The sequence below is a fragment of the Phenylobacterium sp. T106 genome (assembly GCF_057219735.1).
This window is the reverse complement of the sequence record NZ_JBXVWA010000003.1, coordinates 335,864-360,480: the sequence shown is the minus strand read 5'-3', so window position 1 is coordinate 360,480 and position 24,617 is coordinate 335,864. Positions and strand designations below refer to the sequence as shown.

The window sequence follows — 24,617 nt, the reverse complement described above, 5'->3', positions numbered from 1 at the left end:
CCCGAGCGGGCCACAGGATCCGAGACATGACGGTGAAGGACCACTACGGCCTCGAGTACAGCGGAGCGAACGCGGCGGCGCTGGAGCTCTTCCAGGCCGCCCTGGACGCATACCACCGCTACGCCGGCGCTCCGTTCGACCAGGTGAAGGCGGTGCTGAAGCAGAACCCCGGCTTCGTCATGGCCCATGTGCTGAAGGCCTACATGACGGCGATCGGCAGCAACCCGGCGATCCGCGGCATGGCCGCCGCCGCGGTGTCCGCGGCCCGCGACCTGCCGATGAACGCCCGCGAGGCGGGGCACGTCGCCGCGGCGGAGGCGATGCTCGCAGGCGAGATCCGCAGGGCCGCGCGGATCCTCGAGGATGTCGCGATCGCGTGGCCGCACGACGTCCTGGCGCTCCAGGTGGGGCAGACCATGGACTTCCTGCTGGGCGATTCCCGCATGCTCCGCGACCGGATCGGCCGCGCGCGGGCCCGCTGGACCCCGGACATGCCGGGGTATCACGCCGTCCTCGGCCTGCACGCGTTCGGGCTGGAGGAGACGGCGCTCTACGACCGGGCGGAGGCGGCCGGCCGCGAGGCCTGCGCCCTCGAACCTCGCAACAACTGGGCGCGTCACGCCGTCGCCCATGTGCTGGAGATGCAGGACCGCCGCGCCGAGGGCGTGCGCTTCATGCGCGACGACGCCGCCGCCTGGACCCCCGAGAGCTTCTTCCTCGTGCACAACTGGTGGCACACGGCCCTCTTCCACCTCGGCCTCGACGAGATCGACGCCGTGCTCGAGCTCTACGACGGGCCGGTCTTCGGGGAGCCCTCGGGCCTCGCGTTCGACATGGTGGACGCCTCGGCCCTCCTGTGGCGCCTCCGGCTGCGCGGCGTCGACGTCGGCGGCCGCTGGCAGGCCCTGGCCGACGCCTGGTCGCAGCATCGCCTCGGCCACTACGCCTTCGAGGACGTCCACGCGGTGATGGCCCTGGTCGGCGCGGGCCGCGACGCCGAGGCCGAGGCGGCGGTGGCCGAGATCGCCCGGGCCGTCGAGGGCGCCGGCGACAACGCCGCGTTCTCGCGGGACGTGGGGCTGCCGGTCGCCGAGGCGATGCTCGCACACGGCCGGGGGCGGCATGGCCGCGCCGTCGAGCTGCTGCGCGATGTCCGCAACCGGGCCGGCCGCTTCGGCGGCAGCCATGCGCAGCGCGACCTCCTGGACCTGACCCTGATCGACGCGGCGCGCCGGGCGGGCGAGACGGCGTTGCACGAGGCGCTCGTCGCCGAGCGCCGGGCCGCGATGCCGCGAGCCGCCTAGCCCTCCTGCGCCGCAGCGACTAGGTTCCGCGCCGACACGGCGTGTGGGAGGGATTCCATGTTGCGATCCATCGGTTTGGCCCTGGCGGCCCTGGCGCTTGCCGCCTCCCCGGCCGCCGCGCAGAAGCCGAAGTCGGCCGACACGCCGATGATCCTGGCATGGCCCCCCGAACTCCAGAGCCGTGGCTACCGCGCCATGGAGGACCTGTTCGAGGCCAAGGTCATCGCGCGCGGCCCGAAGGTTCGCGCCTTGCCGGCGGCGGCGAAGACGATCGACGTCTCGTACACGCACGACGGCCGCACCTGGACGACGGCCGAGTACATGGAGGCCTTCAGGGTCTCGGGGGTGCTGGTCCTGAAGGACGGGAAGATCCTGATGGAGCGCTACGGCCTGGGCCGCCGGCCCGAGGACCGCTGGACCTCGTTCTCGGTCGCCAAGTCCGTCACCGCCACCCTTGTGGGCGCGGCCCTCCAGGACGGCAAGATCAAGAGCCTGAACTCGGTGGTCACGGACTACATCCCCGAGCTGAAGGGGTCGGGCCACGACGGCGTCACGGTGCGCCAGCTCCTGATGATGAGCTCGGGGGTGAAGTGGAACGAGGACTACGTCGACCCGAAGTCCGACGTGGCCACCGCCGGCTCGGTCATCGAGGACCCCAAGGTCAACCCCATCGTCAGCTACATGCGCAGGCTGCCGCGCGAGAACGCGCCGGGCTCGACGTTCCACTACAACACCGGCGAGACCGACCTGGTGGGCGTGCTGGTGTCCAACGCGGTCGGCAAGAGCCTCGCGGAGTACGCCTCCGAGAAGATCTGGAAGCCCTACGGCATGGAGCGCGACGGCATCTGGATGACGGATCTGGCCGGCCACGAGCGGGGCGGCTGCTGCATGTCCATGACCCTGCGCGACTACGGCCGCATCGGACAGTTCATGCTGGACGGCGGCAAGGCCGGCGGGAAGCAGATCCTGCCGCCCGGCTGGACCACCGAGGCGGCCTCGAAGCAGATCGACAATCCCACCGGCGGCTACGGCTACTTCTGGTGGATGCGCCGCGAGGGCGGCTACGAGGCGCGCGGCATCTTCGGCCAGCAGATCCTCATCGTGCCCGAGGAGCGCCTCGTGGTGGTGGTCAACTCCGCGTGGCCCCGGGCGACCGGGCGCGACCTGTCCGCCGCGCGCACGGCGTTCGTGGAAGCGGTGCGCGCCGCGGCGCGCACCGTCCCGTAAGCCTCAGGCCGCCTTCGGCAGGCGCCAGCGGAAGGGCTCCAGCGAGGTCAGCCACCGCGTCGCTCCGCGCTCGTCGTCGAGCCAGGCCTTGGACCCGGCGAAGCCGACCACCCGCCAGATCGGCATCCCTCCGGCTTCGGCGGACACCGCGTCGCCGATCTCGACCGGCCTGTCAGCCCCGTGGTCCAGGAGCTCCCAATGGATGGCGGAACCCGCCATGATGTCACCTCGTGCGCTCCGCGGAATTCGCGGATCGTCCCAAGGATAGGGGCGCGGCGCTGAGCTGCGGCTGAGAGCGGCGTTCAACGGCCGTTCACCGGGCGGCGATGGGACTGGACTTCGCGGCCGTTCCTGCGTTCCTGGCGCGATGCGAAACCGGGCGCGCGCGATCGGAACACTGGGGCTCTCGGCGATCGCCCTCGCGGTCACGGCGGCGGCGCAGGACAGCGCGCCCGTGGCGGCCATGGAGCAGGCCGGCTGGACCCTGGTCACCGCCAGCGAAGACACCTTCGTGTACATGCGGCCGCAGGCGGTCGCCGTGGACGGCGTCCGCCGCGTCTGGACGGCCTACGACTCCGACAAGGTCCACCACCGGGACGGCCTGACCTTCCAGTCCGTGGAGAGCCTGGGCGAGTTCGACTGTCCGCGGCAGCTCTCGCGGGTGGTGGACGAGCTCTACTACGAGGCGCCCGGCCTCAAGGGCCGCGGCCGGCGCTCCCCGGCGTTCAAGGTCACGCCCTGGGCCGCGCCCGGGAAGGGCTCGGTCGGCGAGGTGCGCATGACCTTCGCCTGCGGCGGTCCTCCGCCACCCTGACGGGCGGCGGCCGCCGGGCTACCCCGCGGCGGCCTGCAGTTCGGGCCAGGCCCGGTAGAGGGTCGCGATGTCGAAGTACTCGCGCCAGAACACGATCTTGCCATCGCGCACCTCGTAGACCCCGGTCACGGGCAGCTCGACCCAGCGGTCGGGGAGGCGGTGGCGGTCCAGCCGCTCGATGAAGACGATCGGCCCGTTGGTCGCCTGGCGGAGCACCTGAAACTCGTTCTCGACGATGGGCGCGAAGAAGGGCTCGAGCACGGCGCGCACGCCCGCCGGCCCCTTGGCGACGCCCATCGGCATGTTTTCGTAATGGCAGTCGTCCGCGACGTGGACCACGCCGGCGTCGTAGTCCTTCTGCTCCATCGCCTTCATGAAGGCGGTCACGACGTCGATCGGGCTCTGGGCGGTCATGGCGGGCTCCTGTTGTCGCCCGCACACCATCATGCCCGGGGCCGCCCCGCGATTACCTGCGAGGTTATGGCCGCGCCTCGCGTCAGGCGCTCTGCGTCGTATCCGGCAGGCCCAGGATCCGCTTCGAGACGATGTTGAACTGGACCTCCTGGCTGCCGCCGTAGATCGACATGGCCTTGCCCCAGAGCCAGCTGCGGACGGCCTCGATCTCGTGCTCGTTGAAGGCGTCGCCTTCCCAGCCCAGGCCCTGCGAGCCCATCAGTTCCAGCGTCAGCTCGGCGCGGGTCTGGGCGACCCAGGTGGCCGAGTTCTTCAGCACCGACGGCGCGTTGCCGGGGCTGTTGTTGCCCTTGGCCTCGGCCGCCGCGCGCGCCAGCGTCAGCGCATGGGCCTTGGCGTCCATCTCGTGTTTCACCAGCCGCGAGCGGAAGTCGACGTCGGCCAGCCGGCCCTTGTCGTCGGTCCCGAGGTACTTCTTGGCGATGGTGTTCAGCGCCGCCGGCGGGCGGCCGCCCATCGAGGCGCCGGTCTGGCTGGCGCGCTCGTGCTGCAGCAGGCGCTTGCCCACCGTCCAGCCGACGTTGAGCTGGCCCAGCAGCGCCTCCTTCGGCGCCACCGCGTCGGTGAAGAAGGTCTCGCAGAACGGCGAGGCGCCCGAGATCAGGCCGATCGGCCGGGTCTCGATGCCCGGCTGCTTCATGTTCACGAGCAGGAAGCTGATGCCCTCGTGCTTCTTGGCCTGCGGGTCGGTCCGCACCAGGAGGCCGCACCAGTCCGAGTACTGGGCTCCGCTCGTCCAGGTCTTCTGGCCGTTGATCACCCAGTGGTCGCCGGCGTCCACCGCCCGCGTCTGCAGCGACGCCAGGTCGGAGCCGGCGTTCGGCTCGGAGTAGCCCACGCACCACTGGACCTCGCCGCGCACGATCCGCGGCAGGTGCTCGGCCTTCTGCGCCTCGGTGCCGTAGTCCAGGATCGTCGGGCCGATCATGGTCACGCCCATGCCGAACATCAGCGGGTTGAACGCCCCGATCCGGCTCATCTCCTGGCCCAGCACGCGGGCCTGCGCGACCGAGAGGCCGCCGCCGCCGTACTGCGCCGGCCAGGTGGGGGTGCCCCAGCCCTTCTCGCCGATCGCCTTGCGCCACTTCACCAGGTCGGGCTCGTTCGAGCGCACCTCGGCCGACGCCAGCGCGCCCTTGCCCTTCAGCGAGGCGGGGAAGTTGGCTTCCAGCCAGCTGCGCGCCTCGGCGCGGAAGGCTTCCAGTTCGGTGTCGCCGCCGAAATCGGCCATGGACAAGCTCCTCGAATTCCGCGCGGAGCCGCGACCCCGCGAATATGCGACGCACCCTAGGCGGATGACGCAACGAAAGCGAAGAGGCGTTTCGCGGGCGCGGGCCGAGTGGGGGCGCGGTTTGACCCCGTCGCCCATCGTCCTAGGGTGACCCGCGAACGTCGGGGGACCACCACATGAGCCTAACCGCAGCGCGCCGGGGGCGCAGCATGGCCGACCTGCAGGCGCTCTCGTCCAAGGTGTTCTCGCCCCAGGAGATCGGCGCGGCGATCGCCGCCTGGAAGCCACGTCCGACCGATGTGGTCATCGCCCCCTACGGCAAGTGCGGCACCACCTGGCTGCAGCAGATCTTCCACACGCTGCGGACCGGCGGCGATATGGACTTTCCGGACATCTCGGCGGTCGTGCCGTGGATCGAGACCGCCACCGGCCTCGGGATCGACATCAACGCCGAGCAGCGCGCGAACCCGCGCGGTTTCAAGAGCCACATGGCCCATGACGAGCTGCCGCCCGGCGCCAAGGCCCTTGTCAGCCTGCGCGATCCCAAGGATGCGCTCGTCTCGTTCTACCACTTCATGAGCGGCTGGTTCCTGGAACCAGGCGCGGTGACCCTCGACGAGTTTGCCGGCGCCTACCTGGAGCGCACCATCATCGGCTCGTACTGGGGCCACCTCCTGTCGTGGTGGAAGGTCCGCCACGCGCCGAACGTGCTGCTGCTGTCGTACGAGCACATGCTGGCCGAGCCCGAGTCCGCGATCCGCCGGGTTGCGGCCTTCGCCGGGATCCCGCTCACCGACGAGCTTCTGGCGCTCACCCTGGAGCGCTCGTCCATCCAATACATGCTCGAACACAAGGACCGCTTCGACGACGCCCTCATGCGGCAGCTGTCCGAGACGCGCTGCAACCTGCCCCCCGGCAGCGACTCCGCCAAGGTGCGCAAGGGCGGCGCGGGCGGCCACGTGCACGAAATGTCGCCCGCCGTCTCCGCGGCCATGGACGCCCGCTGGCGCGAACTCGTCACGCCGGTCACGGGCCATCCCGACTACGCCGCCCTCGAGGCGGATCTCCGGGCGGGGCGTTGAAGGGCGCCAGGACCTGCGGCCCGTGCACCCAGTGCTGCCGCGTCATGGCGGTCGAGGCGCTGGACAAGCCGGCCGGCGTGACCTGCGCCCACGTCCGGCAGGGAAAGGGCTGCGGGATCTATGACCGGCGCCCGCACGCCTGCCGCACGTTCGAGTGCGTCTGGCTGATGGACGAGGAGATGCCGCACCGCTTCCGGCCGGACCAGACCAAGGTGGTGCTCGACCAGGACGCCGAAGGCCAATGGCTGATCGCGCGCTGCGACCCGGGCAATCCCCAGGCCTGGCGGCGCGCCCCGATGTATGCGGCGCTGAAGGGCCGGGCGCGGGACACCTGGGGGTCGGGGAAGATCGTGGTGGCCACGGCCGGCCGCCGCGCCTGGCTGATCACGCCGGGCGAGGACATCGACCTCGGCGAGATCGACCTCTCCGCCGGGCTCAGGGTGACGGAGCGAGCGGATGGCTCGGTCGCCGTGGAGACCGGGCGTGGCTGAGATCGAGACCGAGCGCCTTGTCCTCGACCGCTTCACGACGACCGATGCGCCCGACGTGTTCGCGGCCATCACGCCCGCCGTCACGCGATGGATGACCTGGGAGCCGCCGACCTGGGCGGAGTTCGAAGCGCACGCCGCCCGGCTGGCCGCAGCCGACCCGCGGGCCGGGGCGAACTTCGTGATCCGCCTGCGGGACACCAGGCGCTGCCTGGGAATCACGGCCGCCGAGCGGCTGGCCGACGACCTGCCCGAGCTCGGCATCTGGCTGCGGGTCGACGCCCATGGGCAGGGCTTCGGCCTGGAAGCGGCGAGGGCCCTGCTGCGCTGGGCCTCGGCCGCGAGCGGGGCCGCGGGGTTCGTGTGGCCCGTCGCCGTCGAGAACGCCGCCAGCCGCCGCATCGCCGAACGGCTCGGCGGCGAGATCGTCGCCGAGCGCCCGGGCGCGAAGTACGACGCCGTGATCTACCGCATTCCGGCCGCTCAGGGACCGTAGCTCACCGCCATGCCCGCGCGCACGTCCTGCTGCACCCCGTACTGCGGGAACGGGTAGCGGAAGCCGTTCTTCGCGAGCGCCTTCATCCCCGCGATCGCCTTCACGAGGTATTCGCCGGGCGTGGCCATCAGCATCTCGTCGTCGAGGACGCCGCCGTAGCGCCGCTCGGCGAAGCAGGGGATCGAGAGGCTGGGCTCGCGCTTGGTCAGCGCCCGGCCCCAGCTGTCGGCGCAGGCGCTCTCGCCCACCACGCCCCAGTCGAACTTCTTGTAGCCCGACCACTGCAGCCCGTTGATGAAGTAGATCATCGCCCCGGGCGTCGCATAGAACAGCGCAATGTCGAAGTCGGCGATCTTGCCCGCGCCCAGGGGGCCGATCGCGAGCGCCTCGTAGCGGCCGTCCGGCACGCAGTCCATGGCCGCCTGGTGGGCGCTGGCGTCCTCCACCGTCTCGAACCACACGCCGGTCATGTGCCGGCCGGACATCCACTCCGGCGTCTTGGCCCCGCCAAGTCCCACCACCGCGCGGCACTGGGCGCCCACCAGGTCATCGGCCGTGACGCCCACCGTCCAGCCCAGCCGCGCCGCCTGGCCCACCAGCTGGTCCAGGGTGTGGACGTGCTGCGGCCGCCGGATGCGCGGCACGGCTTCCATGTCGGCGCGGTTCTCGTAGAGCTTCATCCCGAACGGGATCGACCGCAGCTTCAGGAGCTGTTCCAGCTCGGCGGTGATGGCGGGCCAGTCCATGGGCGTCCTCCGGTCGCGTTTGGCCCACGCTGGAACGCTATCCCGCCCTTGTCATCCCGGTTTCGGCGCACGGCGCGGACCGGGCCCTACAGACTCCGGGATGGCGGTCAGCCCGCCCAGGCCTTCCACAGACGCCTGGCCTCGGCCTTCGCGGGCCCGAGGCTGGCCTCCTTCACGTGGCCGAAGCCGCGGATCTGCTGGGGAACGCGGGCGATCTGGACCGCCAGATGGTGGTTTTCCGCCGTCAGCCCGGCGGCCAGCCTGTCGACGTCCGCCTCGAACTCGGCGATCAGGCCGCGCTCCATCTTCCGCTCGCCGGTCCTGCCGAACACGTCGAGCGGCCCGCCCCGCAGGCCCTTCATCTTCGCGAGCGTCGGGAACACGAGGTCCAGCATCCAGGGGTCGAAGGCCATCTTCTTCGGCTTGCCGTCAGGCCCCGCGCGCGCCAGCAGCGGCGGCGCGAGCCAGACCTTCGCCTTGCCGCCCTTGAAGGTCTCGGCGCGGTAGGCGGCGAAGCGGCCGTCGGAATAGAGCCGGGCCACCTCGTACTCGTCCTTGTAGGCCATCAGCTTGTGGAGGCTGACCGCCACGGCGCGGGTCAGGTCTGTGGAGCCCAGGGCCGCCTCGGCCGCGCGCACCTTCTCCACGCGGGCGAGGTAGCGGTCGGCGTACGCCTTGTTCTGGTAGGCCGTCAGCTCCCGCGCGCGGTGGGCGATCAGCTCGTCCAGCGGCAGGGTCTCGGGCGTGGGGACGTCATCCTCGCGCGGGCCGCGGGCCTGCGGGTCGAAGGCCGCCTTCCGGCCCAGCTCGAAGGCCTGCAGGTTGGCCTCGGCCTCGACGCCGTTCAGCCGGATCGCCCGGTAGAGCGCGCGGCTGGACACCGGGATCACGCCCTTCTGCCAGGCGAAGCCCAGCATGATCATGTTGGCGTAGATGGCGTCGCCCAGGTTCGTCTCGGCCAGGTGGCTCGCCGGCGCCGCGTCGTAGCTCTTCGCCGCCGCAGCGATCCGGCGGCCCTGCTCGTCGGCGTCGAAGCGCACGTCGCGGTCGGTGACGAAGTCGGCGGTCGGGGCGAAGTCGGCGTTGCCCACCGCCACCGTGCGGTCCTTGGCGTAGAGCGCCAGGGCGTCGGGGCCGGCGGCCGAGAGCAGGTCGCAGGCGATCAGCACGTTGGCGCTGGCCGCCGGCACCCGGCCGCCGATCACCGTGGTCTCGGTCTCGCCGATGCGGACGTGGCTGAACACCGCCCCGCCCTTCTGCGCCAGGCCCGTCATGTCGACCACCGAGGCCGAGCGCCCGTCCACATGCGCCGCCATGGCGAGGATGGAGGCCACGGTCGTGACGCCGGTGCCGCCCACGCCGGTGAAGACGATGTTCTGGACGCCCTTCAGCTCCTGGAAGGTCGGCAACGGGGTCGCATCGGCGGTCAGGGCCGGCATCGCCTCGCGGTGGGCGTTCTCGGCGCCCTCCAGCGTCACGAAGCTGGGGCAGAAGCCGTCGAGGCAGGAATAGTCCTGGTTGCAGGTCGACTGGTTGATCTTCCGCTTGCGGCCGAACTCGGTGTTCAGCGGCTCGACCGACACGCAGTGCGACTTGGCCGAGCAGTCGCCGCAGCCCTCGCAGACCAGCGGATTGATCATCACCCGCATCGGCGCGGCGGCCATCTTGCCGCGCTTGCGGCGGCGGCGCTTCTCGGTGGCGCAGACCTGGTCGTAGATCAGCACCGTCGTGCCGGGCGTGTCGCGCAGGCTGCGCTGCACCTTCATCAACTCGGCGCGGGGGAAGACCTCGACGCCGGGCGCGAGGCCCGTCACCTGCTGGTACCGCTCGGGCTCGGCGGCCACGACGACGATCTTCTCGACGCCCTCGGAGGCGAGTTGGCGGGTGATCTGCGGCACCGTGAAGCCGCTCTCGGCCTGCTGACCGCCGGTCATGGCGACCGCGTCGTTGAACAGCAGCTTGTAGGTGACGTTCGACTTCGCCGCGACGGACGCCCGGATCGCCAGCGAGCCCGAGTGGTTGTAGGTGCCGTCGCCCAGATTGACGAAGACGTGCTTCTCGTCGGTGAACGGCGCCGCGCCCACCCACGAAAGCCCCTCACCGCCCATGTGGCTGTTCAGGTCGGTGGACGGGTCGTTGAAGCTCGCCATGTAGTGGCAGCCGATGCCCGCCAGCGCGCGCGAGCCCTCGGGCAGGCGCGTGGACGAATTGTGCGGGCAGCCCGAGCAGAAGAACGGCTTGCGCTGCTGGTCGCTGGACAGGGTCACCGCGGCCATCGAGGCGGCCGAGACGCGGTTCAGGTAGTCGTAGACCCGGTCCATGTGCGGGCCGGGCGGCAGGCGGTCGGCGATCGCCAGCGCGATCTCCGCAACGCTGAGCGAGGTGAGCTCCGAGAGCAGCGGCGCGCCCGCCTCGTCGGTCTTGCCGATGATCCGCGGCCGCGCGTGGGCCGGCAGGTCGTAGAGCGCCGCGCGCGCCTGGGTCTCGATCAGGGGCCGCTTGTGCTCGATCACCATCAGCGTCTCGAGGCCGGCGGCGAAGCTGCGGATGCCCGTGGGCTCCAGCGGCCACGGCATGCCGACCTTGTAGATCGCGACGCCCAGCGCGGCGGCCTCCGGCGGGCTGACGCCCATGGCGGCGAAGGCCTCGATCACGTCCTTGTAGGCCTGGCCCTGGCAGACGATCCCCAGCCGGGGCCGGGCCGCGCCCAGCATCACGCGGTCGATGCGATTGGCCCGCGCGAACGCCAGGGCCGCCGGGATCTTCTGCGTGCGGAGCCGGCGCTCCTTGTCGAGCGGCTGGTCCTTGAGCCGGATGCCCAGCCCGCCCGCGGGGACGCGGAAGCCCTCGGGCGTGGTGAACTGGTGCCGCGAAAGCGAGACGTCGATGGTGGCGCCCGAGTCCATGGTGTCGGCCAGCGCGATCATGCCGACCCACAGGCCCGAGAAACGGCTGAGCGCATAGCCCATCAGGCCGTAGTCGAGCACCTCCTGCACGTCCGCCGGGGACAGCACGGGCATCTCGAAATCCTGGAAGGCGTACTCGGACTGCGAGGGGAGCGTGGAGGACTTGCAGGTGTGGTCGTCGCCGGCCACCGCCAGCACGCCGCCCTTGGGCCAGACGCCGGCGAAGTTCGCGTGCTTGAAGGCGTCGCCCGTCCGGTCGACCCCCGGCGCCTTGCCGTACCACATGCCGTAGACGCCGTCGTAGCGGGCGCCCGGGAACAGGTTGGCCTGCTGGCTGCCCCAGACGGCGGTGGCCGCGAGGTCCTCGTTCAGCCCCTCCTTGAAGACGACGTTCGCCGCCTCGAGGTGCCTGGCCGCCCGCGCGGCCTGCTGGTCGAGGCCGCCCAGCGGCGAGCCGCGATACCCCGACACGAAGCCGGCCGTGTTGAGCCCCGCCGCGGCGTCCAGGCGGCGCTGGTCCATGAGCACGCGGAGCAGCGTCTGCACCCCGGTGATGAAGACCCGGCCGTCCGTGAGCAGAAATTTGTCGTCGAGCGTCACTTCCTGGTGGCGCATCGCAATTTTCTTCCTTTCGGGCCTCCCCACGTGAACTGCAAGATCATATAAGTGCGCCGCAATTGCTTGCCAAAAGCATGCCCCCGGCCCTCGGTTCCGGGGCAAGAACCATATGCTCTCGTGGCGTCAACAGGAGGAAAAGTTGTCCGAGGCCCTCGACGCGGTCGATGCCAAGATCCTCGATCTGATCCAGCACGACGCAGGTTTGTCCGTCGCCGAAATCGCCGAGCGGGTCGGATTGTCGTCGAGCCCGTGCTGGCGGCGCATCAAGCGGCTGGAGGACGCGGGCGTCATCCAGCGTCGGGTCACGATCCTCGACCGGGAGCGGCTGGGCCTGGGCTTCGAAGTCTACTGCACGGTGAAGCTCAGCCTGCCTACCAAGGACAACCTGGACGCCTTCGAGACCGCCATCGGCAAGCTGGCCGAGGTGGTCCAGTGCGCGACCGTCACGGGCGCCGCCGACTACGAGCTGCGCATCGTCACCCGCGACATGCACGCGTTCGACGACTTCCTGCGCGACAAGATCCTGTCCCTGGGGCTCGTGTCGAACATCGAGAGCCGCATAGTGATCCGCTCGGTGAAGAACACCACCGCGGCGCCGCTGGGACTGGTCAGCCCCTACGTTAGCGCCCAGGGGTAGCGTCTCCGGCCCGGCGGTCCGTGGACGGGCCCGGCTGCGGCCGGCGGCGCGGAACGCCGACGATCCTCCGGCCACGGTTGCACTCGTGCGTCCGCCGGAGCAACGCTGGGGGCCCCAGACCCGGAGCCCCCCCATGATCGACCTCGTCATCGACCAGCGACGCAAGGACCTCGGCGGGTTCGAGGTCGGACGCGTCCTGCCCTACGCCAAACGACGGATGGTCGGTCCCTTCGTCTTCTTCGACCACATGGGGCCCGTGGACTTCCAGGCCGGCTTCCCGCGCACCGTCGACGTCCGGCCGCACCCGCACATCGGCCTGTCCACCGTGACGTACCTCTTCGAGGGCGAAATCACCCACCGCGACTCGACGGGCGTGACCCAGGCCATTCATCCGGGCGAGGTGAACTGGATGGTCGCGGGCCGCGGCATCACTCACTCCGAGCGCTTCGAGACCCTGCGGCGGAACGGCGGCGCGATGCACGGCATCCAGGCCTGGGTCGCGCTGCCGGCGGAGCTGGAGGAAACCGATCCCGCCTTCGCCAACCACGGACCGGACGACCTGCCGACCTACGAGGGCGGCGGCATGTGGGCCCGCCTGATCGCCGGACGCGCCTTCGGCGCCGAGGCCAAGGTGAAGACCCAGTCGCCGCTGTTCTATGTGCACTGGCGGCTCGACGCCGGGTCGAAGGCGCAACTGCCCGCCGAGTATCCCGAACGCGCCGCCTACGTCGCCGAGGGCTCGGTGGAGGTCGACGGCCGGACGTTCCAGGCGGGCCAGATGCTGGTGTTCCTGCCGGGCCAGCCGGTGACGTTCACCGCGCAGACGCCGGCGATCGTCATGCTGCTCGGCGGGGAGCCGGTGGGGTCGCGCTTCGTCGAATGGAACTTCGTCTCGTCCTCGAAGGAGCGCCTGGAGCAGGCCAAGGCCGACTGGCGCGCCGGCCGCATGAAGCTGCCCGACGCGGACGACCAGGAGTTCATCCCGCTCCCCGAGCCCGCTCCGCCGCCGAACCCGATGAGCTGATCTGTTCTTTTTTTGTTCTTGACGCGCTTAAGCTTCCGGGGTACGGCCCCGTTGAACGCGTCGTGCGGGGTGCGCCAGCGCCGGCGAAGGTCATGACCGTCACCACGCCGGCCGGCGCGGCGAGATCGTATGAGGCGGGTCAACGTAGGCGATGAAGCACGACGACGAGTGTCATCGCTGGGCTGGCAGCGCTGTCGCGATTGCGCGCATGCCGGCTTGATCCATGGGCGAGAGCGACCCTGGCTTGTGGATCGGGTTAAGCCTCCTGGCAGTGATACTTGCCACCGCCTGGCTTGTCGGCGTGCTTCGCCAGCGCTCGCGGCGGGGCCGATCGTACGACTATCCGGCCACATACCGCCTTCGATCACGCCTGCGCCGGATGGCGCGTCCCACCCTGCTCCTCTTTCCCGCGAAGTCGCCCGGCTTTTCGAAGCTGGGCGGCTTACCGGAGTTGCCTGCCGACACCGCCTGGCCCGAGTTCGAGGGGCGGCCGCCAGCGTTTGTCGCGCAGCTCGACCTCGGGGCGTTCGCGGCGCACGCCGGCATGCCCTGGCTGCCGCATGAAGGCCGCCTGTACTTTTTCTTCGATGAAGCGCGAAACGGCGCCTTGGACTGCTGCGTGGCGATCTACAGTCTGGAGCCGCCCGGGCGTCCGGTTGCCTTTCCGGAGCGTCTGGCGGCGAGCCAGCGCTTTGCAGAACTTCGCGTCGGCTTCATGCGGTTCACATCGCTGCCAAGTTGGGACTGGCTCGGCGAAGACGAGCCGGGCCCCGAGATCGATTGGGAGGGGTTCGACCTCTTGGACGACGCCGACCTCGGCGACGAGATCGAGCACCGTGTCGGCGGATACCCGAGTGAAATCCAGGGCGGCCAGATGGGCGTCCATTGCGAATATCTCTGGCGCGGTCTCGCCTGGGACCCCGACGGGCCTGTGCCCGACGACATTCGACGCGCGGGACGGCAGTGGCGGTTGCTTCTGCAGATCGACTCCGACCCCGCGCTCGGCATGAAATGGTGGGATGGCGGGCGCATCTATGTCTTCGTCCGGGCACGCGACGCGAGGCGCGGCGACTTCCGCAAGACCGTCACCCTCACGCAGACCCATTGAGCCATGTCCGCCTCCTTCTCCACGGCGCGCCCGCGGGTGGAATGCGCTCAGCCCCCGACCCAACCCCATGGCGACGGCGCCTTGAACGGACCGCGGGAGGCGTCCACAGAGCGCGGAATGCACGTCAGCGTCTTCGACCTGTTCAAGCTGGGTGTCGGGCCCTCGAGCTCGCACACCATGGGGCCGATGACGGCCGCGGCGCGCTTCCTGTCGTGGCTGGGGGCGGACATCGTGCGGGTGGTGCGGGTCGAGACCACCCTCTACGCCTCGCTGGCGCTGACGGGCCGGGGCCACGCCACGGACCGGGCCGTAATCCTGGGTCTCGCCGGGCTCGAGCCGCGCAACCTCGACCCGGACGCGGCCGACCGGCTGGTCGCAGCGGTGCGCGAGAGCGGCCGCCTCGCCCTCGGCGGCCGGCGCGACATCGGCTTCGATGAGGCCCGCGACATCGTCTGGGCCGGCCGCGAGCGACTGCCGCAGCACCCGAACGCGCTGCAGTTCGTCGCCTTCGACGCCGCGGGTGACCGGCTGGCCGAGCGCCGCTACTTCTCCATCGGCGGCGGCTTCGTCCGCGACGAGGACGAGATCGCCCGCAACGAGCCGCCGGCGCGGGCGCTGCCGGTCCCCTACCCCTTCGCCTCGGGCGCAGAGCTCCTCGAGCAGGCGCGCGCCTCGGAGCTCACGATCGCCGGGCTGATGGCCGCCAACGAACTCTCGGTCCGCAGCGAGGCCGAGATCGAGGCCGGCCTCGATGAGATCGCCGCGGCCATGTACGCCTGCATCGAGCGGGGCATGAAGACCGAGGGCATGCTCCCCGGCGCGCTGAAGGTGCAGCGCCGCGCCCACGCCATCTGGCGGAACCTGATCGAGAATGCCGACCGGCAGATCGCCGACCCGCTCTCGGCGCTGGACTGGGTGAACCTCTGGGCGCTGGCGGTGAACGAGGAGAACGCGGCCGGCGGCCGGGTGGTCACGGCGCCCACCAACGGCGCCGCGGGCCTGCTGCCGGCGGTCCTGCGCTACTACGACCGCTTCCACAACGGATCGCCCGGAGGCCGGCGCACCTTCCTGCTCACCGCCGCGGCGATCGGCGCGCTCTACAAGCGCAACGCCTCCATCTCGGGTGCGGAGGTCGGCTGCCAGGGCGAGGTGGGCGTCGCGTGCTCCATGGCCGCCGCCGGGCTCGCGGCGGCGCTGGGCGCGTCCAACGCCCAGGTGGAGAACGCCGCCGAGATCGGGATGGAGCACAACCTGGGCCTCACCTGCGATCCCATCGGCGGGCTGGTCCAGATCCCCTGCATCGAGCGCAACGCCATGGGCGCGGTGAAGGCGATCGACGCCGCCCGCCTGGCGATGCTGGGCACGGGCGAGCATTCCGTCAGCCTCGACAAGGTGATCGCCACCATGAAGCGGACCGGCGAGGACATGAGCCACGTCTACAAGGAAACCAGCCTGGGCGGGCTCGCGGTCAATCTCGCCGAATGCTGACGGCGGCCTCCGTCAGGTCGAGAGCGCCTTGCGGGTCTGTTCCCAGTACTGGATCCCGGTGATCAGGGTCACCAGCGCGGCGATCCAGAACAGCGTGTGCGCGGCGAACTCGAAGCCGGTGCGGAAGGCTCCGCCGTCCGGGAGGCTGAAGGCGCCCCAGGCGGCGACCACAAGCTCCATGGTCAGCGCGACCAGCTGGAGAGTGGTCTTCCACTTCGCGAGCAGCGTGACGGGGAGCTTCACGCCCTTGCCCGCGCCGACTTCCCGCAGCGCGCTGACCGTGAACTCCCGGAACAGGATGAGGCCGGCCGGCAGCACGACCATCGGCTGGGGCCCCAGCGACATCAGCCCCAGGATCGCGCCGCAGACGAGCACCTTGTCGCCGATGGGGTCGAGGATCGCGCCCCAGACGCTCTCGGCGTTGAGCTTGCGCGCCAGCCAGCCGTCGAAGAAGTCCGTCACCGCTGCCAGCACGAAGGCGTAGACGGCCCAGCGCTGCAGGGCGAACTGAAGCTCGGGTTCGAGGCGCTGCGCGAGGTACGGCACGGCGCCCGCAGCCGCGGCGAAGGCCACGAACATGAAGAGGGCCATGACCAGCCGGGACGCCGTAAGGATGTTCGGGAGGGACTTCATGTGGGGAATCGAGCGTCCAGGGCGAAGCTTCGTTCCCACTATGCGTCCACGGGCATCGTTTCAGGAAGCCCGGACCTCATTCGCCGACGTCTGAGGCGTCAGGTCAGGCCGTAGCCCGTCGCCAGCAGCGCCATCGACAACAGCGCGAACGCGCCGGAGGCGAGCAGCAACGCGATCGCCCAGGCCGAGGGGCGGTCGGCGGGCGGCGCGGATCGGGCGGAGGAGGCGCGTCTCGACATGCGCCCAGGTTGCGAACCGCGCCTTGAACCGTCCATGAACGGCGCTGTCAGAGTGATTGACGAGCGGTGAGCCGCCGCGCTGCGGGGGCAGGTGAGGTTCTCCGGGACACCGCCTCGACGACCGGGCCATGGCTCTTGTGGCTGACGGCCGGCGGTCCCCGACAAACGCCGCTTGACGTTTCGTTATTTCTAGAAATATAGAAGAACAACATCCCTGCGGAGATCGAACCATGAAGCGCCTGCACCTGCACGTGAGCGTCCCCGACCTCGACCAGTCCATCCGGTTCTACGCCACGCTGTTCGGCGCCCAGCCGACGGTGGTGAAGGACGACTACGCGAAGTGGATGCTCGACGACCCCCGCGTGAACTTCGCCATCTCGACGCATCGCGAGGCGGGGCTCGATCACGTGGGCATCCAGGTGGACAGCGCCGCCGAGCTGTCCGAGCTCGCCACGCGGCTGAAGGCGGCCGGGGCGCAGACCTTCGACGAGGCGGCCACCACCTGCTGCTACGCCCAGTCCGACAAGAGCTGGGTGGGCGATCCGGCGGGCCTGCGCTGGGAGACCTTCTACACCTTCGGCGACGCCACGACGTACGGCGCGAGCGCCGCGCTGACCGAGCTCGAGCAGTCCCAGGCCAAGCCGGCCGGCGCATGCTGCGGGCCGGCGGCGGCGCCGGCGCCCGTCCCCGCCGAGCCTGCAAGGACCTCGGCGGGCTGCTGCTGACACAAAGCTTCGCTTGGCGGAACGGTGAACTTCCGGCATTCCAGAACAATGGAAGTGCAAGCCGCCACGGCGGCCCTGGGCGCGCTGGCGCACCAGGGTCGCCTCGAAGTGTTCCGCCTGCTGGTGCGGGCCGGCCCGGACGGCCTGCCCGCCGGCGAGATCGCCCGCGCCACCGGCAGCCTCCCGAACACCCTTTCGACCAACCTGAACATCCTCGCCGCGGCCGGCCTGGTGGCGTCGCGCCGCGACGGCCGGTCGATCATCTACACCGCGGGCTACGGCGCCATGCGCGAGCTGCTGGCCTTCCTGATGGAGGACTGCTGCGCCGGCGCCCCCGAGATCTGCGGCGCGCTGGGTCCGGTCGCCCGGACCGCCTGCGCGGCCGAGCCGACCCCCTGCTGAGGAGACCACGGGTGAGCGACCGGCCCTACAACGTCCTATTCCTCTGCACCGGCAACTCCTGCCGCTCGATCCTCGCCGAGGCGATCATGAACCGCGAAGGCGCCGGCCGCTTCCGCGCCTATTCGGCCGGCTCCTTCCCGACCGGCCAGGTCAATCCCAACGCCCTGGCGCTGCTGCAGCGGCTGGATCACGACACGGAAGGCTTCCGCTCCAAGTCGTGGGACGAGTTCTCCCGTGACACCAACCCGGAGGCGCCGGAGCTCGATTTCATCTTCACGGTCTGCGACGACGCGGCCGGGGAGGTCTGCCCGTACTGGCCGGGCCAGCCCGTGACGGCGCACTGGGGCCTGCCGGACCCTGCGAAGGCCACCGGCAGCGACGCCGAGATCGCCCTCGCCTTCGCCGAGACCTACCGGATGCTCGCCAACCGGATCTCCCTCTTCCTCGATCTGCCGATGGCCAGGCTCGACCGGCTGTCCCTCCAGGCGCGGCTGAACGAGATCGGCGCGTCCTCGACCCAGCCGGCCTGACGCCTTGACGACGGAAGCCAGTCTCGAGCCCCCGCTCCGCCCCTACTCGGTCGGACGCCGGCTCGCGGCCGAGGCGCTGGGCGCCGCGCTGCTCCTCGCCGTGGTGGTCGGCTCCGGCATCATGGGCGAGCGCCTGTCGGGCGGGAACGACGCGATCGCCCTCCTGGGCAACACGCTCTCCACAGGCGCCGGCCTCGTGGTCCTGATCACCATCTTCGGCCCCATCTCCGGGGCGCACTTCAACCCGGCGGTGACGCTGGTCTTCGCGCTGCGCCGCGAGATCGGCGCGCGGCTCGCCCTGGCCTACACGGTGGTCCAGGCCGCCGGCGGGGTCCTGGGGGTCTGGGCGGCGCACGCCATGTTCGCCGAGCCCATCCTGCAGGTCTCGTCCAAGCTGAGGGACGGTCCGCCGCAAGCCTGGTCCGAAGGCGTCGCGACGTTCGGGCTCATCGCGACGATCCTCGGAACCCTGCGCTTCCGGCCCGAGGCGACGCCCTTCGCGGTCGGCCTCTACATCACCTCCGCCTACTGGTTCACGGCGTCGACCTCCTTCGCCAACCCCGCGGTGACGGTGGCCCGGTCGCTCACCGACACCTTCGCCGGCATCGCGCCCGCCTCGGCGCCCGCCTTCATCGCGGCCCAGGTCGTCGGCGCCGTCGCGGCGCTCGCCGCCATGGGCTGGATGCTGAAGCCCTCGGCCGACTAGCGGCCCGCCACCGCCACCGAGCCCGCCACCGAGCCCGTCTGCGTGCGCGGCAGCGGCCGCGCGCCGTCGCCGACCAGGGTGAACGGCGCCCAGAAGTAGGGATGGGCGGTGGCCTCCTGCTCGAGCAGCGCCTGCTGCGAGCGGCGCAGCGCGCCCGCCAGCGTCGGCTGGTCCGATGCGAAGACGCCGGTCATGAGCCGCACCACCGATTCCGAATCCACCGACCAGTGCGACACGACCAGGGTCCGCGAGCCGGCGTAGATCATGGCCCGGGTCAGCCCGCCCAGCGCCTCGCCGCCGCCCGTGAGGCCCGTGCGGTCGGCGCCCGCGCCCGCGCCACCGGTGTCGCAGGCCGCCAGGACCACCAGATCGGCGTCCAGGCGCAGGTTGAGGATCTCGCCTGTGTCCAGCAGGGCGTCGCTCTCGCCGCCCGGACCGAGCGACGTCACGAGCGCGGGCTCGGGCAGGCACGAATCCGGCTGCGGCAGCAGGCCGTGCGTGGCGAAGTACAGCACCCTGTATCCAGACAGGTCCCGCCGTGCGATCAGCGCCTCGTCGTTGAAGTCGGCGCCCACCACCACATTGTTCGCCGCCCCGAGGCTGGCCCCGACCGCGCGCACCTCCTGCGCGGTCTCCGGCAGGGATTCGATGCCCAGCAGCGCCTCGCGCGTGCGGCCGCACACCTCGTCCAGCCGCGCCGAGCGGCGTCCGAACGAGCGCGACAGGTTGTAGGCGCGCGAACCCGCGCCCGGCCGCGCCAGGGCCGGGTCGCCGAAGCCGAGGTAGGGCTGCGACGCCCGCGAGGGCGCGAACGCCCGGGACTGCAGGAAGCTGGCGCCCGACGTCACCAGCGACGTGTCGAGCCTGGCGCCCAGCCAGGCCGTCCGCCGGTAGTCCTGCTCAGCCCCGGCGGCCGGACGTTCGGCGACGAGCACGCCCACCGGCAGCGAGACGAGCAGTCCGGTCGGCTCGTAGATCAGGTGGCGCGCGGCCAGCACCTCGGCCTTGGCGGGCCCGGCCAGCCGCTCGAACAGGTCGGCGGCGCGGGCGACGTCGAACGCCACGAGGCTCTCGCCGGGTTCGAGCGCCACCCGCAGACGGCGGACGTCCTCGTCGATCTGGGCCCGGGTGAGCGGGATCGCGTACGGCTTGACCGCCTCGGGCGTGACGACCACGCCATAGCTCTTGGCGCCAAGCGGCAGCACCTTGAGGTAGGCTTCGCCGGGGCGCAGCGCCTTCCGGATGTCGGCGGCGGTGGCGCCGGTGGCGATCAGCTGGTTGTACCGCGGGTCCGCGGCGAACAGCCGGGCCTCCAGGTCGTTCGCCTCGGCCTGGCGGGCGGCGAGCTGCGCCGCCAGCTCCCGGCGCAGCGCTTCCTGTCCTGCGCCCTCGGCCTGGACGGCCGCGATGGCGCTCTCGGTGGCGCGCACCCTCCGGCGGGCGTCCTCGAAGGCCCTGGCGAGGCCCGCGGTGGCGGCGTCGCCGGCCGCCACCCGGGCCGCCAGCCGGTTCACCGTCTCGGCCGTCGCGCTCGGCACGATGATCTGGGCGGCCTCGAAGAAGCGCGCGGCCAGGGTCCCATCCGCATCCTCGCCACGCGCGATCCGCGCCAGGAGGAGGTCGAAGTACGGCGCCGTGGCGTCCGCCGATCCGCCGAGGCCGCCCCGCTGATTGCGGAACACCTCGATGGCGCGCTGGAACGTCGCCAGGGCTTCGCCCTCGCGCCCGGCGACCGCCTGAGCGCGGCCCAGGTCGAGCAGCAAGGCGCCCTCGGCGGCGCTCCCCGCATGGCGGGTGCGCAGCGTGGCGACGGCGTCCGCATAGCCGCGCGCAGCGTCCTCGGCGCGGCCGTCGCGCAGGTCGAGGGCCGCGATGTCGGCGTCGATCCGCGCCCGAAGCCAGGCCGTCACCCGGCCGACAGCCCCCGCGCGGACCAGGAGCGTCCGCGCCTGCGTCAGCGAGGCGCGGGCGGCGGCCCGGTCGCCCAGCTGGGCCTGCGACGTGCCGATGATCTGCAGCGCCTGGGCGTCCTGCGCCGCAAGCTGGTCCTCGACGCTGATGCGCGGCGCCTCCAGCTGGCCCTGCGCCGCCGACGGCGCGTTCAGCCGGCCGGCGAGGCCCGCATCGATGACCAGCCCCGCGGCCGGGCGCGCCACGGCGCCTTCCGCGCTGCGGGCCGGCGCCGCGGCGCGCAGGCGCATGGCGGCCTGGGCCGACGTGATCGCGGCCGCGAAGCCGCCGCGGTTGCGCTCATGCAGCGCGCGATAGGTCTGGGCGCGGGCCCGCAGCAGCAGGTCGTCGCGCGGAACCAGGTCCTCGGCCTCGGCGAAGTAGACGTCGGCTTCCCCGAACCGCCCGGCGTTGGAGACATTGATGGCGAGGTTGAGAAGCGCGTCGGCCCGCAGCGCCGCGGGCGTCGACTCCGGCGTGGCCGCGTTCACGATCGCCCGGAAGGCCTGCTCGGCCTCGTCGAAGCGCCATTCGTTGTTCTGGACATAGCCGCGCGCCAGCAGGCGCTGTGGATCCACGGCCGCCGCCGCCTCGGCCGCCGCCAGGCCCTGCATGTTCGGGAAGTCGGCGGCGATCTCGGCCTGCGCCGCCGAGGTCTGGACGGCCGCCACGGCCGGCGGCCTGCCCCCGCCCACGACCCTCAGCCCGGCCTCGAGCACGTCGGCGAGCGGCGCAAGCCCCTCGGCGACGAGGGTCGCGCGTGATCCTGGCGCGGTGAACACCACGTAGGGCGAGGCGCCGTCGCCGGTGCGGCAGGCCGTGCGCTCGCCGCCCCGCGCCGCCGGTTTCGGGGGCTGGCACGTCGCCCGGTCCTGGAGCGCCCGCCGCCAGGCGTCCACCCGGCCCGGGGGCAGCTGGTAGAGCCGCCCCAGCGTTGCGCCAAATCCTCGGCAGCGGACCCGCCAGGCCTTCGCGCCGCTCCCCTGCGCCACGGCATCCTGGTAGTCGCGGACGGCGTCGCACACCGCGCCGCTCTCGGCGCTCTGGCCGAGGGGGAAGGTCTCCGGGGCCGGAGCCGCCTGGACAGCCCCGCCTGCGGCGGCCGCCGCCAGGGCCAGCACCACGCGCTGCAGGAAGCGGGTCATTGCGGGTCCTTCCGCCAGATCTCTTCGTTGCCCGAGCCGGTGATGACCGGTTCGGTCTCGCGCTCGTCCTCGTCCACCCTGGGCAGGGTGGGGATCATCAGCGGCGGGTCGACCGGAGCGGCCGTGGCGGCGGGCTGGAACTGTTCGACCCGGAACTGGGCCGCAGGCGTCGAGACCGAGCAGCCGACGCCCAGCGGGCAGCCGTTGACGCGCACGGCGCCGGAGATGGCCGCGCCGGCGCCGTCGACGACCAGCCGGCGCGAGAACGCCGCCTGCTTGCCCGAGACCAGACCGGTCTCGCCGGCGAGCGAGCCGAAGACGTCGACGGTTTCCGGCGAGCCCGCGATCGCCAGCAGCGGCGCGGTCGCCGAAACGCCGGAGCCGGAGAGGTAGAAGCCGCCCTCCTGGCCCAGCGGACCGGTGTTCTGCTGCAGGATGCGGTCGCCGGCGCTCATCCTGGCGCTGCCCGCCACCAGGAACAGCCGGCCGATTTCCGAGCCCTGCGCCTCGACGCCCGACGGCAGGCCACGAGCGATGTCGATGGTCTCGGGCGGCGCATCGTCGACCAGGTCGATGAAGCGGCTGGAGCCGATGAGGATGTCGCTGGTCGCGTTCAGCTCGACCGACTGGAAGCCACGGACATTGGTGAAGCCCGCGGTGGCGTCGCCGCCGGCTGTCCCCAGCGCGCCCGAGAGCAGGATCCGCGTCGGCCGCCAGGCCTCGTTGGCGGGATCGCCGATGCGCAGGCTGCCGCCCGCGCCCGTCACGTCCAGCGTCCCGGTGATGTTCACCGCCCGGCCGGAATGGGCGAAGAGGTTGAGGTTCGGGATGCGGCTGGTGTCGACGGTGGCGTTCAGCACCGTGAAGTCGCCGTAGGCGGGGTTGGGGTTGCCGGGGGTGGGCACGCTCTGGCCGGCGTAGAGGTTGAGCGCGCCGGTGACCCGGATGCGCTGCAGTTCGTCGTTGGTCAGGCCGGTCGGGCCGTCGCCGCCGAGACGGAACGAACCGGCCGAGCCCTCGATGCTGAGGTTGGCCGCCGTGAAGCTGCCGGTGAGGTTGAACTCGGGCGCGCGGATCAGCGCGTCGCCCGAGACGGCGACATTGCCCAGCCGGACCACGAGCGAGGTGGCGGTCAGGGTCGGCGTGGTCACCGCGCCAAGGTCGATGCCCGTGGCGGACCCGAGGGTCGCCGAGGTGGATCCGGTGAGGGCTGCGATGTTGATCGGGCCGCCGGCGGAGAGGGTCACCGCCCCGCCCGAGAGGTTGGCCACGTTGATCGAACCGGCGGCCGAGATCGACAGATTGCCGACGCTGGACAGCAGGTTCCCCGTGAGCGCCTGGTTGTTCAGGATCGAGAGGTTCCCGCCGCTGGTGGCGCGGTCGAACGTGGTCGCGCCCGCCCGGCTGCCGAAGAAGAGGTCGCCGGCCGCGGTGATCGTGGGGATCAACAGGTCCCGCCCGGCCACGATGTTGGCCCCGCGGGCGTTCACGCCGGCGTCGCCCGAGCTGACGCCGCCCGGGATGCTGACCCTGGACCCGCCGATGACCAGCCCCTGGCCCGCGCGGACCCGCGTCGCCGTCAGGTCGCCCTGGGGCGCCATATCGTAGTTCACCCCGGTCAGGATGATGTTCACGTTGCCGTCGGCGTTGACCTCGCCGATCCGGGCCGAGCCGGTGGTGAGGCCGGGCACATGGTGGACGACCGGCGCGTTGTCGCCCGGTCCCGGCTGGCCCAGGATGACGTTCCGCCCCGTGGTGATGGTGACCTGGCCGTACGCGGCGATGGACGATCGGGCCGTGAGCAGCCCGGGCGCGTTGATCATCTCGCTGGCGACGGCGGCGCGGCTGTAGGCGGCGAGGTAGATGGTGCCCGAGGTGGTCTGGCCGGCGATGGTCATCGCGTTGGTGATCGGCGTGCCCGCGGCGCGGTTCGGGATGATGAAGGTGAAGAGCGTCAGGTCGTTGTTGAAGGTCGGGAAGAACTGCAGCTCGAAGCTGTCTGCAGCGAGGTAGAGCGCCGAGCCCTGGTCCGAGACGGTGACCGTGGATCCGGCGGCCGTCGTCACCCGCGGCGCGGCGAAGGCGATGGTGCCGGTGGCGTTGAACTGGGCGCCCGCGGCGACCGTGACCGGCCCGCCGCTCCCCGAGCCGGTGTAGTGGATGTTGATGTTCGACGGGTTGAGGAACTCGCCCACGTTGGGCGCGGCGCTGGTCGCGAGCAGGCCGCCCACGTCGACGCGGGCGTTGCCGCCGAACGCGACGCCCAGCGGGGAATAGAACCAGACGTGGCCACCGGCCGGCCCTCCGACGACCTGGCTCGCCGCGACCCGCCCGTCGATGCTGATGGCCGAGCCGGTGACGCGGTTGAGGACGAACCAGTTGCGCTGGTCGAACAGGAACTCGGCGCGCTCGGCCGAGGTGAGGTTGAAGCTCGTCCAATCGATGATCGTGCGTGGAGCATTGAGGTCGACGCGGACGGTGGTGGCGTTGGGGTTGGTGATCGTGGGTTGCGCCCCGCCGGCGCTCACCTGCGGCGGCGGCGAGCCCAGCACGGGCAGAGCGGCGGCGCTGGCGGCCGACAGCAGGGCGACGGCGGCGGTTCCCAGGAGGAGCGGACGGCGGGACGTTGGGTTACGCATGCCTG

At 71.6% G+C, this 24,617-nt stretch carries 23 protein-coding genes; 14 read left to right on the top strand and 9 right to left on the bottom strand.

Annotated features, from left to right (window positions below; all coding sequences use genetic code 11):
• Positions 1 to 26 precede the first annotated feature (26 nt).
• Both AC2D8W_RS09380 and AC2D8W_RS09375 read left to right on the top strand, forming a co-directional pair.
• On the top strand, positions 27 to 1,304 hold the full coding sequence (locus tag AC2D8W_RS09380; protein ID WP_484671315.1) for a tetratricopeptide repeat protein: 1,278 nt from the start codon (positions 27 to 29) through the stop codon (positions 1,302 to 1,304).
• Between the two features lie 57 nt (positions 1,305 to 1,361).
• The gene (locus AC2D8W_RS09375) at positions 1,362 to 2,531 is read left to right on the top strand and encodes a serine hydrolase domain-containing protein (protein ID WP_484671314.1); all 1,170 of its coding nucleotides are present in this window, start codon (positions 1,362 to 1,364) and stop codon (positions 2,529 to 2,531) included.
• Between the two features lie 3 nt (positions 2,532 to 2,534).
• On the opposite strand, the gene AC2D8W_RS09370 is transcribed toward AC2D8W_RS09375, so the two are convergent.
• Entirely contained in the window at positions 2,535 to 2,750 is a 216-nt protein-coding gene (locus tag AC2D8W_RS09370) for a hypothetical protein (protein WP_293485455.1), read from the bottom strand.
• Between the two features lie 148 nt (positions 2,751 to 2,898).
• On the opposite strand from AC2D8W_RS09370, the gene AC2D8W_RS09365 reads away from it, so the two are divergent.
• On the top strand, positions 2,899 to 3,345 hold the full coding sequence (locus AC2D8W_RS09365) for a surface-adhesin E family protein (protein ID WP_293485457.1): 447 nt from the start codon (positions 2,899 to 2,901) through the stop codon (positions 3,343 to 3,345).
• A gap of 18 nt (positions 3,346 to 3,363) precedes the next feature.
• Here the strand turns inward: AC2D8W_RS09365 and AC2D8W_RS09360 are convergent, their stop codons facing one another.
• Both AC2D8W_RS09360 and AC2D8W_RS09355 read right to left on the bottom strand, forming a co-directional pair.
• Positions 3,364 to 3,759 (bottom strand): limonene-1,2-epoxide hydrolase family protein, encoded by a 396-nt coding sequence (locus AC2D8W_RS09360; protein ID WP_293485459.1) that lies wholly within the window; start codon positions 3,757 to 3,759, stop codon positions 3,364 to 3,366.
• An 82-nt stretch (positions 3,760 to 3,841) separates the two neighbouring features.
• Complete coding sequence (locus AC2D8W_RS09355) at positions 3,842 to 5,050, bottom strand: acyl-CoA dehydrogenase family protein (protein ID WP_484671313.1); 1,209 nt, start codon at positions 5,048 to 5,050, stop codon at positions 3,842 to 3,844.
• Positions 5,051 to 5,226: 176 nt separating this feature from the next.
• Here AC2D8W_RS09355 and AC2D8W_RS09350 point away from each other — a divergent pair, with 176 nt between their 5' ends.
• The 3 genes from AC2D8W_RS09350 to AC2D8W_RS09340 are packed head-to-tail and all read left to right on the top strand — an operon-like array spanning position 5,227 to position 7,116.
• Positions 5,227 to 6,132, top strand: coding sequence for a sulfotransferase domain-containing protein (locus tag AC2D8W_RS09350; protein ID WP_484671312.1), 906 nt, complete (start codon positions 5,227 to 5,229; stop codon positions 6,130 to 6,132).
• A 44-nt stretch (positions 6,133 to 6,176) separates the two neighbouring features.
• Positions 6,177 to 6,623, top strand: coding sequence for a YkgJ family cysteine cluster protein (locus AC2D8W_RS09345; RefSeq protein WP_484671311.1), 447 nt, complete (start codon positions 6,177 to 6,179; stop codon positions 6,621 to 6,623).
• Complete coding sequence (locus AC2D8W_RS09340) at positions 6,616 to 7,116, top strand: GNAT family N-acetyltransferase (protein ID WP_484671310.1); 501 nt, start codon at positions 6,616 to 6,618, stop codon at positions 7,114 to 7,116. Before AC2D8W_RS09345 ends, AC2D8W_RS09340 begins: the two co-directional genes overlap by 8 nt.
• Here the strand turns inward: AC2D8W_RS09340 and AC2D8W_RS09335 are convergent.
• The gene (locus AC2D8W_RS09335; protein ID WP_484671309.1) at positions 7,104 to 7,862 is read right to left on the bottom strand and encodes a DUF169 domain-containing protein; all 759 of its coding nucleotides are present in this window, start codon (positions 7,860 to 7,862) and stop codon (positions 7,104 to 7,106) included. The two genes, AC2D8W_RS09340 and AC2D8W_RS09335, sit on opposite strands and share 13 nt — an antisense overlap.
• A 107-nt stretch (positions 7,863 to 7,969) precedes the next feature.
• The gene (locus AC2D8W_RS09330) at positions 7,970 to 11,383 is read right to left on the bottom strand and encodes an indolepyruvate ferredoxin oxidoreductase family protein (protein WP_484671308.1); all 3,414 of its coding nucleotides are present in this window, start codon (positions 11,381 to 11,383) and stop codon (positions 7,970 to 7,972) included.
• Between the two features lie 142 nt (positions 11,384 to 11,525).
• On the opposite strand from AC2D8W_RS09330, the gene AC2D8W_RS09325 reads away from it, so the two are divergent.
• From AC2D8W_RS09325 to AC2D8W_RS09310, 4 genes are all read left to right on the top strand, one after another.
• The gene (locus tag AC2D8W_RS09325) at positions 11,526 to 12,023 is read left to right on the top strand and encodes an Lrp/AsnC family transcriptional regulator (RefSeq protein WP_293485473.1); all 498 of its coding nucleotides are present in this window, start codon (positions 11,526 to 11,528) and stop codon (positions 12,021 to 12,023) included.
• Positions 12,024 to 12,156: 133 nt separating this feature from the next.
• Positions 12,157 to 13,047, top strand: a complete 891-nt coding sequence (locus tag AC2D8W_RS09320; protein ID WP_484671307.1) for a pirin family protein — start codon at positions 12,157 to 12,159, stop codon at positions 13,045 to 13,047.
• A gap of 379 nt (positions 13,048 to 13,426) precedes the next feature.
• A complete protein-coding gene (locus AC2D8W_RS09315) occupies positions 13,427 to 14,155 on the top strand; it encodes a DUF1963 domain-containing protein (protein WP_484671306.1) in 729 nt (242 codons plus the stop codon).
• 117 nt (positions 14,156 to 14,272) lie between these two features.
• Complete coding sequence (locus AC2D8W_RS09310; RefSeq protein ID WP_484671305.1) at positions 14,273 to 15,643, top strand: L-serine ammonia-lyase; 1,371 nt, start codon at positions 14,273 to 14,275, stop codon at positions 15,641 to 15,643.
• Between the two features lie 12 nt (positions 15,644 to 15,655).
• Here the strand turns inward: AC2D8W_RS09310 and pgsA are convergent, their stop codons facing one another.
• Positions 15,656 to 16,276, bottom strand: coding sequence for a CDP-diacylglycerol--glycerol-3-phosphate 3-phosphatidyltransferase (pgsA, locus tag AC2D8W_RS09305; protein WP_293485481.1), 621 nt, complete (start codon positions 16,274 to 16,276; stop codon positions 15,656 to 15,658).
• Positions 16,277 to 16,374: 98 nt separating this feature from the next.
• On the bottom strand, positions 16,375 to 16,515 hold the full coding sequence (locus tag AC2D8W_RS09300) for a hypothetical protein (RefSeq protein ID WP_293485483.1): 141 nt from the start codon (positions 16,513 to 16,515) through the stop codon (positions 16,375 to 16,377).
• Positions 16,516 to 16,745: 230 nt separating this feature from the next.
• On the opposite strand from AC2D8W_RS09300, the gene AC2D8W_RS09295 reads away from it, so the two are divergent.
• From AC2D8W_RS09295 to AC2D8W_RS09280, 4 genes are read left to right on the top strand one after another with little or no spacing between them, the layout of a single operon-like run.
• Complete coding sequence (locus AC2D8W_RS09295; RefSeq protein ID WP_293485486.1) at positions 16,746 to 17,240, top strand: ArsI/CadI family heavy metal resistance metalloenzyme; 495 nt, start codon at positions 16,746 to 16,748, stop codon at positions 17,238 to 17,240.
• Positions 17,241 to 17,288: 48 nt separating this feature from the next.
• Positions 17,289 to 17,642, top strand: coding sequence for an ArsR/SmtB family transcription factor (locus tag AC2D8W_RS09290; RefSeq protein WP_484671304.1), 354 nt, complete (start codon positions 17,289 to 17,291; stop codon positions 17,640 to 17,642).
• Positions 17,643 to 17,653: 11 nt separating this feature from the next.
• Positions 17,654 to 18,172: an arsenate reductase ArsC gene (locus tag AC2D8W_RS09285; RefSeq protein WP_484671303.1), complete on the top strand. Its 519-nt coding sequence runs from the start codon at positions 17,654 to 17,656 to the stop codon at positions 18,170 to 18,172.
• 4 nt (positions 18,173 to 18,176) lie between these two features.
• A complete protein-coding gene (locus AC2D8W_RS09280; RefSeq protein WP_484671302.1) occupies positions 18,177 to 18,878 on the top strand; it encodes an aquaporin in 702 nt (233 codons plus the stop codon).
• On the opposite strand, the gene AC2D8W_RS09275 is transcribed toward AC2D8W_RS09280, so the two are convergent.
• Together AC2D8W_RS09275 and AC2D8W_RS09270 are read right to left on the bottom strand one after the other, a co-directional pair.
• Complete coding sequence (locus AC2D8W_RS09275; RefSeq protein WP_484671301.1) at positions 18,875 to 21,973, bottom strand: CHAT domain-containing protein; 3,099 nt, start codon at positions 21,971 to 21,973, stop codon at positions 18,875 to 18,877. The two genes, AC2D8W_RS09280 and AC2D8W_RS09275, sit on opposite strands and share 4 nt — an antisense overlap.
• Positions 21,970 to 24,612 (bottom strand): two-partner secretion domain-containing protein, encoded by a 2,643-nt coding sequence (locus AC2D8W_RS09270; RefSeq protein ID WP_484671300.1) that lies wholly within the window; start codon positions 24,610 to 24,612, stop codon positions 21,970 to 21,972. The genes AC2D8W_RS09275 and AC2D8W_RS09270 overlap by 4 nt, the downstream gene beginning before the upstream one ends.
• Positions 24,613 to 24,617 lie beyond the last annotated feature (5 nt).

Bases quoted from the DNA above. Each gene is read 5' to 3' on its own strand.
- AC2D8W_RS09295 (WP_293485486.1), top strand. From the start codon at position 16,746: ATGAAGCGCCTGCACCTGCACGTGAGCGTCCCCGACCTCGACCAGTCC.
- AC2D8W_RS09360 (WP_293485459.1), bottom strand. From the start codon at position 3,759: ATGACCGCCCAGAGCCCGATCGACGTCGTGACCGCCTTCATGAAGGCG.
- AC2D8W_RS09320 (WP_484671307.1), top strand. From the start codon at position 12,157: ATGATCGACCTCGTCATCGACCAGCGACGCAAGGACCTCGGCGGGTTC.
- AC2D8W_RS09335 (WP_484671309.1), bottom strand. From the start codon at position 7,862: ATGGACTGGCCCGCCATCACCGCCGAGCTGGAACAGCTCCTGAAGCTG.
- AC2D8W_RS09315 (WP_484671306.1), top strand. From the start codon at position 13,427: ATGGCGCGTCCCACCCTGCTCCTCTTTCCCGCGAAGTCGCCCGGCTTT.
- AC2D8W_RS09365 (WP_293485457.1), top strand. From the start codon at position 2,899: ATGCGAAACCGGGCGCGCGCGATCGGAACACTGGGGCTCTCGGCGATC.
- AC2D8W_RS09380 (WP_484671315.1), top strand. From the start codon at position 27: ATGACGGTGAAGGACCACTACGGCCTCGAGTACAGCGGAGCGAACGCG.
- AC2D8W_RS09375 (WP_484671314.1), top strand. From the start codon at position 1,362: ATGTTGCGATCCATCGGTTTGGCCCTGGCGGCCCTGGCGCTTGCCGCC.
- AC2D8W_RS09350 (WP_484671312.1), top strand. From the start codon at position 5,227: ATGAGCCTAACCGCAGCGCGCCGGGGGCGCAGCATGGCCGACCTGCAG.
- AC2D8W_RS09275 (WP_484671301.1), bottom strand. From the start codon at position 21,973: ATGACCCGCTTCCTGCAGCGCGTGGTGCTGGCCCTGGCGGCGGCCGCC.
- AC2D8W_RS09330 (WP_484671308.1), bottom strand. From the start codon at position 11,383: ATGCGCCACCAGGAAGTGACGCTCGACGACAAATTTCTGCTCACGGAC.
- AC2D8W_RS09270 (WP_484671300.1), bottom strand. From the start codon at position 24,612: ATGCGTAACCCAACGTCCCGCCGTCCGCTCCTCCTGGGAACCGCCGCC.
- AC2D8W_RS09345 (WP_484671311.1), top strand. From the start codon at position 6,177: ATGGCGGTCGAGGCGCTGGACAAGCCGGCCGGCGTGACCTGCGCCCAC.
- AC2D8W_RS09290 (WP_484671304.1), top strand. From the start codon at position 17,289: ATGGAAGTGCAAGCCGCCACGGCGGCCCTGGGCGCGCTGGCGCACCAG.
- AC2D8W_RS09300 (WP_293485483.1), bottom strand. From the start codon at position 16,515: ATGTCGAGACGCGCCTCCTCCGCCCGATCCGCGCCGCCCGCCGACCGC.
- pgsA (WP_293485481.1), bottom strand. From the start codon at position 16,276: ATGAAGTCCCTCCCGAACATCCTTACGGCGTCCCGGCTGGTCATGGCC.
- AC2D8W_RS09355 (WP_484671313.1), bottom strand. From the start codon at position 5,050: ATGGCCGATTTCGGCGGCGACACCGAACTGGAAGCCTTCCGCGCCGAG.
- AC2D8W_RS09310 (WP_484671305.1), top strand. From the start codon at position 14,273: ATGCACGTCAGCGTCTTCGACCTGTTCAAGCTGGGTGTCGGGCCCTCG.
- AC2D8W_RS09370 (WP_293485455.1), bottom strand. From the start codon at position 2,750: ATGGCGGGTTCCGCCATCCATTGGGAGCTCCTGGACCACGGGGCTGAC.